At 67.4% G+C, this 15,647-nt stretch carries 11 protein-coding genes; 3 read left to right on the top strand and 8 right to left on the bottom strand.

From position 1 onward, the window contains the following. Nucleotides 1-16 precede the first annotated feature (16 nt). Nucleotides 17-913, bottom strand: coding sequence for an endo alpha-1,4 polygalactosaminidase (locus tag ABLG96_RS00900; RefSeq protein WP_353649555.1), 897 nt, complete (start codon nucleotides 911-913; stop codon nucleotides 17-19). An 87-nt stretch (nucleotides 914-1,000) separates the two neighbouring features. After that, nucleotides 1,001-1,933 carry a hypothetical protein gene (locus tag ABLG96_RS00895; RefSeq protein ID WP_353649554.1) on the bottom strand — a complete coding sequence of 311 codons (933 nt, stop codon included), beginning with the start codon at nucleotides 1,931-1,933 and terminating at the stop codon, nucleotides 1,001-1,003. 617 nt (nucleotides 1,934-2,550) lie between these two features. On the opposite strand from ABLG96_RS00895, the gene ABLG96_RS00890 reads away from it, so the two are divergent. Further along, complete coding sequence (locus tag ABLG96_RS00890; RefSeq protein ID WP_353649553.1) at nucleotides 2,551-3,150, top strand: hypothetical protein; 600 nt, start codon at nucleotides 2,551-2,553, stop codon at nucleotides 3,148-3,150. Between the two features lie 259 nt (nucleotides 3,151-3,409). On the opposite strand, the gene ABLG96_RS00885 is transcribed toward ABLG96_RS00890, so the two are convergent. The 6 genes from ABLG96_RS00885 to ABLG96_RS00860 form a co-directional block, all read right to left on the bottom strand. Continuing rightward, nucleotides 3,410-3,985 carry a dihydrofolate reductase family protein gene (locus ABLG96_RS00885; protein ID WP_353649552.1) on the bottom strand — a complete coding sequence of 192 codons (576 nt, stop codon included), beginning with the start codon at nucleotides 3,983-3,985 and terminating at the stop codon, nucleotides 3,410-3,412. A 300-nt stretch (nucleotides 3,986-4,285) separates the two neighbouring features. After that, entirely contained in the window at nucleotides 4,286-8,197 is a 3,912-nt protein-coding gene (locus ABLG96_RS00880; RefSeq protein ID WP_353649551.1) for an Ig-like domain repeat protein, read from the bottom strand. 572 nt (nucleotides 8,198-8,769) lie between these two features. Further along, complete coding sequence (locus ABLG96_RS00875; protein ID WP_353649550.1) at nucleotides 8,770-9,588, bottom strand: carbohydrate ABC transporter permease; 819 nt, start codon at nucleotides 9,586-9,588, stop codon at nucleotides 8,770-8,772. After that, nucleotides 9,585-10,562, bottom strand: a complete 978-nt coding sequence (locus ABLG96_RS00870; RefSeq protein ID WP_353649549.1) for a sugar ABC transporter permease — start codon at nucleotides 10,560-10,562, stop codon at nucleotides 9,585-9,587. The genes ABLG96_RS00875 and ABLG96_RS00870 overlap by 4 nt, the downstream gene beginning before the upstream one ends. After that, complete coding sequence (locus tag ABLG96_RS00865) at nucleotides 10,537-12,030, bottom strand: extracellular solute-binding protein (protein ID WP_353649548.1); 1,494 nt, start codon at nucleotides 12,028-12,030, stop codon at nucleotides 10,537-10,539. Before ABLG96_RS00865 ends, ABLG96_RS00870 begins: the two co-directional genes overlap by 26 nt. Before the next feature lie 113 nt (nucleotides 12,031-12,143). Next, complete coding sequence (locus tag ABLG96_RS00860; RefSeq protein WP_353649547.1) at nucleotides 12,144-13,298, bottom strand: PfkB family carbohydrate kinase; 1,155 nt, start codon at nucleotides 13,296-13,298, stop codon at nucleotides 12,144-12,146. A gap of 171 nt (nucleotides 13,299-13,469) precedes the next feature. Between ABLG96_RS00860 and ABLG96_RS00855 the strand changes: the two genes are divergently transcribed. Continuing rightward, complete coding sequence (locus ABLG96_RS00855) at nucleotides 13,470-14,219, top strand: DeoR/GlpR family DNA-binding transcription regulator (RefSeq protein ID WP_353649546.1); 750 nt, start codon at nucleotides 13,470-13,472, stop codon at nucleotides 14,217-14,219. Next, nucleotides 14,216-15,577 (top strand): 6-phospho-beta-glucosidase, encoded by a 1,362-nt coding sequence (locus ABLG96_RS00850; protein ID WP_353649545.1) that lies wholly within the window; start codon nucleotides 14,216-14,218, stop codon nucleotides 15,575-15,577. Before ABLG96_RS00855 ends, ABLG96_RS00850 begins: the two co-directional genes overlap by 4 nt. Nucleotides 15,578-15,647 lie beyond the last annotated feature (70 nt).

The raw sequence follows: 15,647 nt of genomic DNA, 5'->3' as shown, positions 1-15,647 counted from the left end.
GCACCGGCTGGCGGGATCAGCAGGAGCGGTACAGGTGACCCGGACGCCCCGCGGCGCGCAGGTCGCGGTCCCGCAGGATGGTTCTGGTCGCCCGGTCCCGGGACCCACACACCTGCGCGAAGCTGCTGCGGCTCAAAGAATCCGAGTACTCGATCTCCAGCACACGCGCCCCGTAGACCGAGATGAAGGAGCCGCACTCCCGGTAGACGAAGCACTCCTCGACCACGGCGAAGTCGAAGCCGATCGAGCGGCGGCCGGCCGATCCCAGCTCGACGGTGTTCTTCTGCGCGATCACAAGCCCGGCCCCGTGAGCGATCGCCACGTACTCGCGCGCCAATGCCATCGCTCCCGACCTCGTCACCAGGCCAGTGGTGCGGGAGGTGAACCGGGTGAAGGTGTCGAGGTTGTCGATCTCGACGGCGGCGAACCCGCGCCGTGCACACTCGCGGATCTGCGGACCGATCATGGCCAGAATGTGCTGCCGCTTGCCCAGAGTGGACGGGTCGAGCACGAATTCGTCCGGCCAGTCGGGGTCCGTCGCCAGCCGGCCGGTTGCGGTCTTCAGCAATGCTGACAGTCTTTTGGTCCGCCACACCGATGCCTGGCCCGGCTGGGTCTGGAAGCCGTTGACGTAGCAGATGCCGTAGGTGCCTGCAGCGGGTCGATCGGTCACGTCGCGGGCAATGATCGTCACCCCGGCAGGCGGCGGGTACGCGCCTCCGAGTTGGTAGTCGAACCGGCCGGTCTTCGGGAGCGGTCGTACCGTCGGGGCGGCCGCGATGGAGCGTGCGCCGACGGAAACCTCGACTCGCGGCTCAGTCGGCGCCGCTGAGACGACGGCGGCTGCCACCGGCGACACCAACAGCGCGGCAACGAGCGTCGGCACCGCTGCGAATCTGGCGATGACCCTCACCGTTCCATCCTCACGGGTCCAAGCGTCTTGAAGCAATCAGGTCGCTGCGAACCTGCGTGGCGGACTCCTCAGCAGTCGGCGGCCGACTCAGGCACCAAGACCGCGAAAGAACGCGACGACGGTGAAGACCGCCAACAGCGCGGGCAGCACGAAATCTTTGCCGAAGTCCCAGCGATGGCGGTCGCGGAGCGGAGACACGAAGCGCACTTCGTCCTTGTCCGGTTGCAGCGACCCGTGCAGTGCTTCGCCACTGCGATCAGGCAGTGCGCCATAGATCTTGGTCCGCAGCGCGACCAGCAGATCCGCACGCCCGACGGCCATCAGCCCAACGGCATCCGTCACATACGCACGCCAGCTGGAGATCAACTGCACCTGCCGCTCGTGCGTGGTCGCGGACTCCGGGAGGTACACCGACATCAGCGCATACGCCGGAAGCAGTGCCCGATCGTCCAGCGCCGGCGCATGGTGCGGTGTCCACGGACCACCCGACCGCCTCGAATAGAGCTTTTGGGCTGCCCTTGCGCACGAACGAACCGGAATCTGCAGGTCAACCGGCAGCACAGGGCCACCGCTCCGATGTTCTGCAATCAGGCGATGCTCGATGCCGGAGAGGCAACGAGCACCTGCTCCCAACGCATCCATCACCGGGCCGTTGCCAAGGGCGATGGACAGCGTGGCCTTGGTAAGCCCGAGGATTGCGAAGTGCATGCCGGTCACGACGATCACTGCCACCACCGCGGCATCGATCCGGGGCACGAAACCAGCGAAAGCGACAGCCACAGCGATGACAGCGACCACGTCAAGCAGGCCCACCGCGATCGGCCAGTAGCGTCGCCACCGGTAGCGCGAAAGGCGCTCTTCGTAGAGCCGAGTCCACGGTTGACCCAGCTCGCCGAGGAGCGCGCGCACTCGAATCAGCTCCACAGCGGGTCGGGCCAGACCGCGGTGGCTCGACGTCGGCTCGTGTCCCTGCGCCTCCCCGGCTGCGGCGGCCGTGCCTGGTGTTGCGTTTGTCGTCATTCTCGATCCTTCGTCCTGCGGTGCCGCCTCCGAATTCGGTGCGACAGCCACCCATCGGGCAGCCGAACAGAACATCAGCGACTACCGACAACGGCTTTCACCTGCACGGATGCGCGCTGAGACCCCTGGGTCAGGTCGGCTCGGCGAACGGCAGCAGACCTGGTCGCTCCGTGAACGAGCGACGGACGGACTGGGACGAGCGCATCAGCACGGGCCGCGTTTGAAACCCGGTCGATATCGACGGGGTCTTGACTCCCTCATTCCTCGGTCGCTCGATCACCGAACGGCCGAGATCCCCGGCGGGCATGGGTGTGGGCCACGGGAGACAGGGTACAAATTGGCAGTGTTCCGTGGAACCTGCGAGTCATCCCGTGACCCACACGGAAATTGTGCACCTGACCGGCGCCCGTGTCACGTGTAGATCTGCACCGACGAGTCCGGAGCACGGTGGGGAAGTGGCCGAGGTCCCGACGCACCTCGTCGCTGCCGTGATGAGCCGCTGCCGGTGGCCTCGGAGAGAAGTAATTGATTTTTCCGTCTGCGACCAGTCCGCGCCCCTGATCCGACGGTATGAATTGGCCAGGTCCTTTCCGGTCGGCAGAAGGAGTGCGATTCAGATGATGCGCAAGAAGATCCAGAGCCTCGGCCTGGTGGTGGTGATGGCGGTCGGGATGATCGTCGGCTCGACGAGTGCAGCCTCCGCAGCACCCGTCCATACTGCTGCCGCTCCTGCGGCCGCCGAAATGGTCGTCCTGTCGATCGGCGGTGAGCGGATCGCGCTGACCGCAACGGATCTGCAGGAGATCGAGCAGGCGCTCGCGCCGACGCCACGAGCCGAGATCACTGCCCCGCGGATCGCAGCGGCCGTCGCCCCCTCGTTGGCCCAGATCCAGATCTCGGCGATCCGGTTGATGTGGGTCAACCCGCTCACCGTGGCGAAGTGCATCCTGGAGATCGGTTCGTTCATCTTCGGCAGCGCCGGGAAGCTTGCGTACATCGGCGCGAAGATCATGAAGGTGGTCAACAAGTCGGCGAAGCTCAAGGCGCTGCTGAAGAAGGTCGGCGGCATCAAGGCGGCGCTGAAGGGCCTGTGGGACAAGCTGAAGCACAAGAGGATGTCGGCCAAGCACCGCGCTGACGTCGACGGTTTCTGGAAGGGCCTGGCCAAGCAGGCCGGCAGCATCGTCGGTATCGGCAACTGTCTGAGCCTGTTCTGACGTACTGACTTCTGCTGCGCCGACGCCCCCGTTCGACCTGATGTCCCGGGTCGGGTGGGGGCATCGGCGTTGGTGTCGGCGGCGGGTCCCAGACGGGATCTCGACTCACTCCGTCCGCTCGATCGTCGTCAACTCGGCTCAAGGGACGAGCGCCGAGATCACCGGCGGAGATGGGGGTGGGCCCCGGGAGACAAGCCGTGCGAGCGCAAGTGGGATCGCGTCGCGCGAATTCGTCGCTTGCTCGACTGCCGAAGGGGCCTCAACCGTGGCGGGTCGGCCGGTAGGTGAGCACCTGGGTGTTGCCGTCGAAGGTCTGGGCGTCGAGCAGTTCGAGGTCGAAATCCTCGACGCCCTCGAAGATCCGGTACACCCCCGTGCTGCCGGAGATCACCGGGAACACCATCACCTGGATGGCATCGATGAGACCTGCATTCAGCAGGGCTCGATTGAGGGTCAAGCTGCCGTGCGAGCGCAGCGGCACGTCGGACTCGGCCTTGAGCCGCGTCACCAGCTCCACCGGATCACCGGACTCGATCGTGGTGTTCTGCCAGTCGTGCGGCTCGGTGAGCGTGCCGGACAGCACCGTGACCGGAGCGTCGTACATCCGCAGGATCCACTCGTCCAGTTGACTGCGGTCGAACTCCGGGTCGGCGAACGTCGCGTTCTCCGCATAGGTGGTGGCCCCGAGCACGACCCGCTGCGGCTCGCGATAGATGGCGGCGCGGTGCTCCAGGAACTCCGGGCCCTGCTTGCCCCAGTAGCCGCCCCAGTCGCCGCGGTGACTCGCGTAGCCGTCGAGCGTGGAGAAGATGTCGAAGGTATAGGTGGCGCTCATGGTGACTCCTCGGCAGGTGGTCGCCCCGGCGGCGGCCTCACCGGTACTACGAACGACGTCGACCGGATCCGACAGGACCGGTGGAGTTCTTTCTGCCGGTGTACCTGGTCGAGACATGACGGGTCTCGACACGCTCGTTCCTCGCTGCTCGACCACCTTCAAGGGCGTGAGCGTGGACGGGATCTCGTCGCGCTCCTTCGTCGCTTGCTCGATCGCCGGAACGGCGCGATTTGATCCGAGACAGCACGTTGCCGGAGCCCTGAGGACCCCGGCACCGTTGCTGCTGCTACTGCCGGACTGCTACTTCGTGACGGTCACCGTCACCAGGGCGCTGGAGGAGCCGCCCGTCGTGGCCGGCGAGCTGGGGTAGAACTTGGCGATCACCCGATGGGTGCCCACCTTCGTCGTCGCCGGCAGCGTGTACCTCGCGGTGCCCGCCGAAACCCGCACGGTGGCAACGACCTTGCCGTCGAGCGTGAAGTGCACCGAACCCGCGACAGTCTGCTGCGTGTTCAGCGTGACGCTCGCCGTCAGCAGCACACTCCGACCGGCCTTCACCGTCGTGGTGGCTGCCTTCAGGGTCGTCTTGGAAACCGCCCTGCTGACGATCACCCTGGTGGTCCCGGAGGATCCGGCCGTGGTGCTCGACGAGCTCGGGATGAACTCCGCACTGAAGTTGTGGTTGCCCATCGACAGGGTTCCCGACAGCTTCATCGTCGCCACACCACCCGAGAGGGCCTTGGTCGCGATGATCGTCCCGCCGTCACGGAACTTGACCGAACCCACTCCGGCGACCCCGGTCCCCAGCTTCACCGTTGCGGTGAGGGTCGCCGGGTTCTTGGTGCCGTACGACTGGGTCGCGGCCGAGGTCACGAGCTTCGTCGACGAGCTGGTCTTCTTGACGCCGAAGAGGAAGATCTTCGTGCCCGAGGTGTTGCCGGCCAGGTCGATCGCGTTGTAGCGCACCAGGTAACGACCCTCTGGGTAGCCAGTGGTGTCCACCGTGTGGGTCACCGTGGTCTCGCCGTTCGCGACGGTCTGGCCCGGCCGGTAGATGCCGGCACGGTCCTTGAAGACGTTGACCACGATCTTGCCGAGCGCCACGTCATCGGTTGCCCGGAACTTCAGCTTCGTTCCCGGGACCACCCTGGTGGCCGTCGGCGGGAGCTGCTGCACGACAGGAGCAACGGTGTCCGGGACGACCGGGAACGACCAGGCGTTGACGCCTTCCGACGCCGACTCGAACGAGACCAGCACCAGGCTGTCCGCGGCGAGCTTGCCGTGCACCGTGGCGTCGATCGGCAGGCTCAGGGTGCCGGAGCCGACGGCCACCGGAGCCTGGAGCTTGCCGAGCAGCCGCCCACCCATGCTGGTTCCCCACGGGGGTGCGGCACCGTCAGCCGGCGAGCAGGCCTCGAAGCCGTACTTGTCGCCCGTGCAGCTGGTGGTCCAGACCGGGACGAACTTCGGATCGCCGTTCCACAGGAACACCCGAGCGGTACCGGCCTCGGTGGTGGCGACGTCGAGAGTGACTGCGCTGTCGGTGATCTTGACGGCGCCGACGCTCATCGCCCGGCTGGGCTGCTTGCCCGAGAGGGTCACGCCGCGGGTGGCGGACTGGAACACCGACATCGGGGACTGCACGCTCTCGAGCGCGGTGTCCGGGATGATCGGCTCCGCCGGAGTGGTGGAGCGACCGGTCGGCGGGGTGTACCCGTCGAGGTACGCGTGACCCCAGCGGTACGGCTCCGACTGCTGACCACCGATGGCGGACCACGCGAGCCGGGTGTCACCGATGAAGTTCAGCTGATCCGAGTCGTACGGCGTGACGTTCAGTCCCATGAACGCGGGATCGACATCATTGGTCGCTGCGTCGCCGGTGGGTGCCTTGCTGGTCTCGCCGACTGCTGCGGGCAGGTTGGCCAACGGGATCTTGACCTCCACCTTCCACTGACCGCCTGAGTAGCTGCCGTCCGGGTTGCGGACAGCGGACACCGCGACCTGCTGACCGGGAGAGTTCAAGCCGCCCTTGACCTGTGCGGCCAACGGACCGGTCGAGAAGCCCTGGTGGTTGTCGGCGTCCCGGGACCAGCAGGGTCCGTCGACGCCGTTGCCGTTGCTGTTCGACGGGTCGTTCGTGAACGGGAAGATGCCGGACTTGAAGGTGGTCGACGTGTCCGCCGAATCACCGCGCGGGTCCAGCAGGATCTCCACCGAGTCGACCAGCCAATGACCGAAGCAACGCTCCGGAGGTGCTGCCGCACTGGCGGTGTCGTCGACGACGACCGAAGTGACGTACAGGTCGTCACCGAACCAGCCGAGCTGCGCGACGCTGGCGCCGCCGCAGTCGGTGGCGCTGGCGCAGGCAGCGCCTTCCCAGACTCCGGCCGTGCTCAGCGCGGGGCCGTAGCCGGCATCAGCGGTGCCGTCCATCTCGGGTGCTGCGCTCAGCTCCGGGATCACCGTGGTCGGAACCACGTTCAGCGTCACCGTCTCCGAGGAGGTGATAGCGCCGGCGGTGGTGGTGATCGGCATGCTCTGGACGCTGGCGAGTGCCGTCCTGACGGTGTGCGTGATGACGAAGTTGACCGTCACCGTGCCACCGGCCGGGATGGCGGTGAACGGCTTGGTCAGCGCGTCGGCGGTGACTCCCGCGGGCGGGGCAATGGTGACGGTGCCCGTCTGCGCGGTCTGCGACCGGTTGGTGACGACGACCGGAACAGTGATCGTCTCACCGGCACCGATCTTCGTGATAGCCGCGGAACGGCCACCCAGCCAGGTGTAGTCGGCAGCCCAGACGTCGTACTCGGCGGGATTGCCCGCACGCTGGAAGCGGCCCTCGACCTGCTGGACGAGGCTGACCTGGGTGTCGTTGTAGGCAGTGATCGGGCCGTTGTCCCAGGTGGCCGAGATCTTCGCCAGGGTGTTGACCGCGGTCGCCGGCGGGGTGACGGTGAAGCTGCGGGTCACGGTGGCGTCGGTACCGACCGAGCCGCTGAGGCCTGCGCCCCGAACTGTCCAGCCGTCGGGAACCTGCAGGGCGACATCACCGGTGTCGAGGGTGCCCTCGCCGGAGCGGATGCTCACCGTGGCGGTGAACGGGACGCCCGGGGCGACGAAGTAGTTCGGGGTGTCGACATGGAACATCGAGCCGAGCGGCATGCCGCCCGGATCGGGGATCGTCGCGCCGAAGAAGATGGCGTCGTCCCGGCCACCGGCCGCGGCCGAGTTGGGCTGGATCGGCACCAGCGACTTGGTGACGGAGTAGCGGTTGCAGGACGGTGCCTGCAGGCCCTTCTCCATCACGCGAGCCTGGGTGGGGTGTGCCCGGCCGCCCTCGCGACCGACCTGCGCCCAGGTCTTCGGGCTGCCGGCGGGCTGACCCTGGACATTGCCCTCGAGCCACTTGTAGGGGGAGTCGTAGCCGTTCCAGGTGCCGACGACGGTGAACGGGTTGGCGGGGACCACCGGGAGGACACCAGGGGCACTGGCGACGGCAGGCGTGAAGCCGACGGTGCAGTTCGGGCCGGCGACACCACCGGTGCCGGTGACCGCTCCGCCGCCGATGATCTTCTTGACCTGCCAGGTGTGGACGGCGTCCGGACCGGTCAGCTGCTCCGGGTACATGGCCGGGTCGGCGGCCGCGCGGGACGCCTCCCAGACCATCCGGCCCTGTGCGTACTGGTGGTTGCCGTGGCCGGCAGCGACGGGGCTCGAGGCGAGCAGGATGTCGGGCTGGGTCTCACGGATGATCCGGACCGTCTGGCGCAGACCGATCTCCTTCTGCCACACCTCCGCCGTCAGCGGCGCGCTGGTGTTGTAGAAGAAGTCGACCATGTCGACGTTGTAGACGTTGACGGTGCCGGAGCGGATGTGCGAGGTGCGGTCCTCGTTCTCCCGGCGCAGACCCAGATCGGGGCCCGACTCGGGACCGACGGAGTTGGAGCCGCCCTCACCGCGGGTCTCCATGATGATCCCGCAGGTGACGTCGTACAGGTCCTGCCAGACGCCGCACGGCGTGGTGACGCCGGCGTCATCATCAGGATGCGCCCACAGGCCCATCACGTTGATCTTCGTCGGGCTGACGGCGGTGGCCACCGACGGCGCCCCTACCGTGAGCACCGGTCCTGCGGCGACCGCAGTTCCCTGGGCAACGCTCGTCGTCATGCCGGCGACCAGGAGCAATGACGCTCCCCAACTGATCCGTTTCACTAGATCTCCATCTTCGGGCGAGGCCACCACACGGCAGCGGGAGTGATGCACGACATACTGCGCAGACCCTAACCAGCGTGCGCACAAATGCGCAATAGTGCGCACCGAGTTGGTGCGAGTTCGTGCAACATGCCAGAAATGAGCAGCCGGGCGGCACGAAGAACTCCCTCGCGCAGGGACGGGATCTCGACTCGGTCGTTCCTCCCTCGCTCGATCACCGAGGGGCTTGCTCGATCACCGGGAAGGAGCAACCCGTCGCGTGCGGACGGGATCTCGACTCGGTCGTTCCTCCCTCGCTCGATCACCGGAGGGCTTTCTCGATCAGCGGATGCGCGAGAGCCGGTCGTGCACGGACGGGATCTCGACTCCTGCGTCGCTCGATCGCCGGAGTTTCTCGCCAACAAAGCGGGAGTCGCACGATCACTCAGGGACCGCGGAGGTGGGCGCTGCGCAGCCCTCTGCAGCGATGGTCGAGCGGGTGAGCCTGCGAGCCCACTCGACCGAGCGTGTCTCGTCACGCTCGTTCCTCGCTGCTCGACAACCGGAGTGGTCGAGCAATGATGCAAACCCGGCTACTCGCGGACGGCTCCTTCGATCATTCCGCGGATGAAGTGGCGCTGCAGGAACAGGTAGACGATCACCACGGGCAGCGCGATGATCACTGCGGCGGCGGCGAGCAGGGTGGTGCCCTGCACGTACTGGCCCTGGAAGATGGCCAGCGCCAACGGTGCGGTGCGCACCTCGCCGCGGGGCGACATCACCAGCGGGATGAGGAACTCGTTCCAGGTCCACATGAAGCTGAGCAGCACGAGCGTGACGATCGCCGGCCGGGCCGTCGGCACCAGCACCGACCAGAGGATGCGGTGGTTGCCAGCACCGTCGATCCGGGCGGCCTCGGTGATGGCGACGTTGGTGCTGCGGAAGTAGGTGCGCATCCAGAAGGTGCCGAACGCGACGGACTGGGCGATCTGCGGCAGCGCGACACCCCAGATCGTGTTGGTGAGGCCGGCGGAGCGCAGGTCGAAGTACAGCGGCACGATGATCGCCTCGGTGGGCACCATGATGCCGAGCAGGAACAGGTAGAACAGCACCTGCTCGCCCTTGAACCGCATGGTGCCGAACGCATATCCGCTCATGATCGAGAAGAACACCGCGACCACCACGACGATCACCGACACGGACACCGAGGTGGTCAGGTGCCTGCCGAGCTCGCCCTGCTCCCACGCAGCGGCGAAGTTGCCCCAGTGCAGGCTCGTCCCGTCCTGCGCCGCATCGGCGTTCTCCGGGCCCAGCGCGGTCTTGACGATGGTGAACATCGGGCCGAGCGCGAACAACGCGAACGCGATCAGGATGACGTAGTTCGCCGCCCGTTCCAGATTCGACGACTTCATCGGTTGGACCGGTCTCCCCAACGGTTGATCGCGAAGTTGATCGCGAAGATGAGTACGGTCAGGGTGACGCCGACGGCCGCCGCCGAGCCGACCTCGCCGGTCTTGAACGCCCGGCGGTAGACCTCGAAGCTCGGCACCGAGGTGGTGTTGCCCGGCCCGCCACTGGTGGTCATGTAGATCAGGTCGAACGTCTTGAGCGCCGCGATGATGGTGAGCGTCAGCGCCACGGTGATCTCGCCGCGGACGCTCGGCAACGTGATCGAGAAGAACTCCCGCACGGCGCCCGCGCCGTCCATCCGGGCGGCCTCGTACTGGTCGCTCGGGATCCGCGACATGCCGGCCAGCAGCAGCACCGTGACCAGGCCGGTGGACACCCAGGTCCCGATGAATCCGACCGCTGGCAGGGTCCAGGTGTAGTCGCCGAGCCAGCTCTTGGTCAGTGAATCGAGGCCGACGTCGCGCAGCAAGCTGTTCAAAGACCCTTGCGGCGCATAGATCTGCCGCCAGGCAACCGCGACGACAACCATTGCGATCACCTGGGGCAGGAAGACCACCGTCCGGAAGAACGGCAACCCGCGTGCCTTGGTCCGGCTGAGGATTGCGGCGAGTACCAGACCGATCATCACCGGTAGCACGGAGTAGAAGAAGATCAGCACCAGTGCGTGCAGGAATGATGCCCGCAGAGCCTTGCTGGAGAACACCTCTGCGTAGTTGTCGAGGCCGACGAAGGTGCCGACCGTCAGCCCGTCGTAGTCGAACAACGACAGGTGAACCGACCGCAGCAGGGGGTAGAGCAGGAACGCCGCGTAGACCAGGAACGCCGGCAGGATGAAGCCGTAGGGCGCGAGTTTTCCCCAGCGCCCGCGGGTCGATCCACCCTTGGTCGTCCTGCTGCTGACGGCGCGCCCCGGCGCCGGGCGAGTGATCTCGCCCCGCGCCGGTGGTGCGTCAGTTCCCGTCGACGAACGCGGCATAGTCGTCCTCGAGCTGCTGGGTGAACTCCGCCGGATCCACCTGTGCCGCAATGAGATCCTGCAGCGACTGGCCGAGCACGTCACCCGCGGTGGGGGTGGCGTAGTCGAGGTACGGCAGCAACGCGCCCTTGGTGGTGACCTCACCGAAGGCAGCGAACACCTCGGCCTGGACACCGGACTTCGGAGCCAGTTCGGCGGTGCGGTTCACCGGCAGGTTGCCGGTCTTCGCCAGCACCTCCATCGCAGCATCATTGGTGATGAAGTCGATGTAGGCAGCGGCGACGTCCGGGTTCTTGGAGCTCTTGGTGACCGCGAACGGCAGGCCGGTGCCACCGGTGGTGGCGACTGTCTTGCCGGCCGGGGGCGGCGGGGCGAAGAAGCCGATGTTGTCCTTCATGGCCTTCTCCAGATCCGCTGCCAGCCAGGAGCCGCCGATCAGGAACACACCCTGGTCCTTGGTCAGCGCTTGCCAGGCGGCGTCGTAGTCGGTGCCGTTGGGACCCTCGTTGAAGTAGCCCTTGCTCACCCAGTCCGCCAGCTTCGCGGCGGCGGCCTCGTTCTCCGGGGTCTTCCAGCTCGCGCCGGCATTGCCGAGGCCCAGATCGGTGATCTGGTCGGCGGCGACGAACTGACCCTGGATCGGGCCGAACACGTGCCCGGCAGGCCACTTGTCGAGGTTGCCGAGCTCGATCGGGATCTCACCGGCAGCCTTCGCAGCAGCCAGCGCTGCCTCGAACTCCTCCCAGGTCTTCGGCGTCTCGAGCTTGAGGGCCTTCAACTTCTTCTTGTTGTAGTAGACGCCGACCACCTCGCCGACCTGCGGCAGACCGTAGATGTTTCCGGTGCCGAACGTCTTGCCGTCCTCGCTGTAGGTCGAGTACTGCAACACGCTCTGCGGGAACCGATCTGTCCAGCCGTACTTGTCGGCGTAGGTGTTGAGCGGCAGCAGCTGCCCGGCGGTGACGAACGCGCCCATGGTGTTGCGGCCGTTGTTGGCCTGCACGACGTCGGGCGCCTCGTTGTCGGTGAGCGCCAGCCGCAACGTGGTGGCGAGGTCGTCGAAGGACTGCGAGTTACGGGTGATCTTGACGTTCGGGTACTTCTTCATGAAGGCGTCGTTGAGCTGCTTCATCTGCTCGTTCTGACCGCCGCGGACCTCCTGGTCCCAGACCGTCAGCGTCACCGGATCGGTGGTGATGGCGGGCTCGGCTGCGCTGGACGGCGCGCTCGAGCTCGAGCCGGCGGGGCTACTGCTCTGGCCTTCGCTCGAAGAGCCGGAGCCGGAGCCGGAGCCGGCGGTGCCGGTTGCCGAACTGGTTGCCGCTGAGGAGGACGGCGCCGCGGTGGTCGGGGCGGCGGGGGTGGTGGAGCCGGCCGTGCTGGAGCCGGGGGCACACGCCGCCAGGCCGAGGACGGCGACGGCCGCCACGGCTCCGATCCGCCATCGCGGGATGGAGTGGGAGTTCATCGCTGGGTCCTGCTTTCGTTCGACGGGACGTGCGGGGACGGAGCTGGCACAACGGTGTTCGTTCAGGTGCGGTGTTCGTTCAGATGTGGTGGTCGATCAGCTGCGGTGTTCGATCAGCTGAGGGTGGCCGGGTGCAGTTCTGGAAGGTCCGATTGGGTCGCGATCGTGGCATGTGCGCGGCGGACCATCCGAACCGGGAACGGTGGCACGAGCGTATCCAGGAAGCGGTAGCGGTCGACGACGTCCGGATCGACGCCGCCGACGGACGCCTTCGTCACGGTCCACCAGTCGCTGATGTCGCCCCAGCCCGGCGCCGACAACGACCCGCCGAACTGCTGCACTGCGAGGGCGGAACACAGCGCGGAGAAGGCCAGCCGATCGCCCAACGACCACCCGGCCACCGAGCCGAGCACCAGCGCGGCCCCGAAGACGTCACCGGCTCCGGTCGGGTCGATCGCGAGCACCGACAGTGCCGGCACGTGCGCCTGTTCGCCGGTGCTCGCATCGATCGCCATCGCCCCGTCGGCGCCGCAGGTGACGACGGCCAGCGGAACCCGATCGGCCAGGGCGTGCAGCGCCGCCTGCGGCGAGTCGGTCCTGGTGTAGGCCATCGCCTCCACCTGGTTCGGCATGAAGGCATGGCACGAGCCCAGCGCGTCCAGGGTGGCGGTGTCCCACGCCCCGGTCGGGTCCCAGCCGACGTCGGCGAAAACCTTCGTACCCTGGGCTGCGGCCTGCAGCCACCAGGGTTCGGTGCCAGCATCGTGGGTCATCAGGCTGAGCTCGGCGATCGCCGCGGCCGAGGCCGGCGGTGTGCCGATCAGCTCGTCGGCGCTCATCGGCACCGGATGGCCGTGGGTGATCATGCTGCGGTCTCCGGAGTGGGCGACGGACACCGTGACGGCGGAGTGGGTGTCGGCGAACTGCCGGGACAGGCTCAGGTCGACGTGCTCCTGCCGGGACAACACATCCCAACACCAGTCGCCGTAGACGTCGGCGCCGAAGCCGGCGGCCAGGCCGGTACGCAACCCCAGCCGGCTGGTGGCGACCGCGAGGTTGCAGATGCCACCGGGTGAGGACCCCATGCCGTCGGCCCAGATCTCGGTGCCGGGCGTGGGTACGTCGGCCAGTCCGGTGAACACCAGGTCGAGGAAGACCGAGCCGGTCAGCAGGACGTCCAGATCGGGTGAGTCCGCGGCGCGCACACCCGCCAGGGGATCCCACCGGCCGTCCGCCAGTGCCTCGCCGGTACTCGCTGCGCTGACCACCTGTTGACCTTCCCTCACACCTCGACAATGCCTGTCCGACATCCGATTCGGGCCGCGCTGCAGGGGCGCTCCGACCGCGAGTGCCCGGTGTCCGGCTGTCCACAGGATGTTGCCCGGACCGTACTTGATGTTGCTCGGAAATGCACGCTTTTGACTGCTACGCTCGGCGCCATGCTCACGGTCACGCGGCACGCGAAGATCCTCGAGGTCCTGCGCAGGTCCGGGGAGGTGTCCGTCGACGACCTGGCCGGGCAGTTCGGGGTCTCGTCCTCGACGATCCGGCGCGACCTGAACGCGCTCAGCGCGGACAAGCTGCTCAAACGCGTGCGCGGTGGCGGCGCGGTGGAGCCGGACGCGGTTCCGTTCGGCGAGACCGCCCACCAGGCCCTCACCGAGAAGACCCGGATCGCGATGGCCGCAGCGAACCTGGTGAACGACGGCGACGTGGTGCTGATCGACATCGGCACCACCACCGCCCTGCTGGCGAGATTCCTGCGCGGCAAGCACATCACCGTGCTCACTTCCAGCCTCGCGGTGGTCGACGAGCTCCGCGACGACGAGGACGTCGAGGTGATCGTGCTCGGCGGGGTGCTGCGGCGTACCTATCATTCGCTGGTCGGGATCCTCACCGAACAGGCGCTGAGTCAGCTGCGCGCGCACCTCTGCTTCATGGGCACGAGCGGCATCCGCCGGGACGGCTACGTGATGGATTCGACCGGGATCGAGGTACCGGTGAAGAAGGCCATGATCGCCTCGTCCGAGCGCACCATCGTGCTGGCCGATGGATCGAAGTACCCGGGTGCCGGTCTGCTGACGGTGTGCGCGCCGTCGGAGATCCACACCCTCATCACCAACAGCGACGCCGACGCCGCCACGCTGGAGCTGTTCCGCTCCGCCGGCGCCGAGGTGCTCACCGTATGAAGCTGACGATCATCGGCGGCGGCGGCTTCCGCGTCCCGCAGGTCTACCAGGCCGTCGCCGCTCAAGACGCCCCGGTGCGGCTGGACGAGGTCGCGTTGTACGACGTCGACGTCGGGCGGCTGGACGTGATCCACCGGATCATCACCGAGCTCGCGCAGCAGCTCCCGCACGCACCGCGGCTCACCGTCACGACAGATCTCGACGAGGCACTGACCGGGGCCGACTTCATCTTCGCGGCCGTCCGCATCGGCGGTCTGCGGGGCCGCATCGGTGACGAGCGGGTGGCGCTGGACCTCGGCGTGCTCGGCCAGGAGACCACCGGTCCGGGTGGCCTGGCCTACGCGCTGCGCACCGTACCTGTGATGACGGCGCTCGCGCACAGGATCGCGCAGCTCGCACCGGAAGCGTGGACGATCAACTTCACCAACCCGGCCGGCATCGTCACAGAGGCGATGCGAAAGGTGTTGGGAGACAAGGTCGTCGGCATCTGCGACACCCCGATCGGACTGATGCGCCGCACCAGCGCGGCGGTGGCTGCCGCGTCCGGCTCCCCCCTCGAGACCGTGCAGCCCGGCTCCTTCGACTACGTCGGGCTCAATCACCTGGGCTGGCTGAGATCCGTTGCAGTGGAAGGGATCGACCTGCTGCCGACGCTGCTCGCCGACGACAGCCTGCTGGACGGGATCGAAGAAGCCCGACTGATGGGCCACGACTGGGTGCGAGCGCTCGGTGCGCTGCCGAACGAGTATCTGTACTACTACTACTTCACCCGCGAGGCGACGGCGAAGATCCGCGCCGCGGAACACACCCGCGGGGAGTTCCTGCAGCAGGAACAGTCGGCGTTCTACGCCGAGGTCGGGCATGCCGGGTGCGGGTCGCTGCAGACCTGGCTGGACGTCCAGCACCGTCGCGAATCCAGCTACATGGCCGAGAGTCGTCCCGACGGTGCGGCCGGGGCGCGCCGGATGGACGACGTGCAGGGCGGCTACCAGCAGGTCGCTCTCGATCTGATGGCGGCGATCGCGAACGACCGACCGGCCACCATGATCCTCAACATCGCCAACGACGGGCTGGTCCCCCAGTTGCCGGACGAAGCGGTGATCGAGGTCGGCTGCGTCGTGACGGCGGAGGGTGTGAAGCCCTGGCCGATCGCTCCGGTGACCGGACACATGCTCGGCCTGATGGCATCGGTGAAAGCCGTGGAGCAGTTGACGATCGAAGCGGCGCTGACCCGCTCGTCCGAGCTGGCATGGAAGGCGTTCGCGCTGCATCCGCTCGTCGACTCGATCGCAGTGGGACGCGCGCTGCTGGACGGCTATCGGCAGGTGCACCCGGGCCTCGCCCGTGCGCTGGACTGAGATTCCCCCGTCCTGGGGGGTCCTGGAGCGGGCCGGCACGGCGGTGGAAAGACGCCAGTTGTGTCCCTCT

This window comes from Nakamurella sp. A5-74 (assembly GCF_040438885.1).
Classification (GTDB): Bacteria; Actinomycetota; Actinomycetes; order Mycobacteriales; family Nakamurellaceae; genus Nakamurella.
Note: the sequence above shows the minus strand (reverse complement) of the source record. Positions and strands in the feature narration are given on the sequence as shown.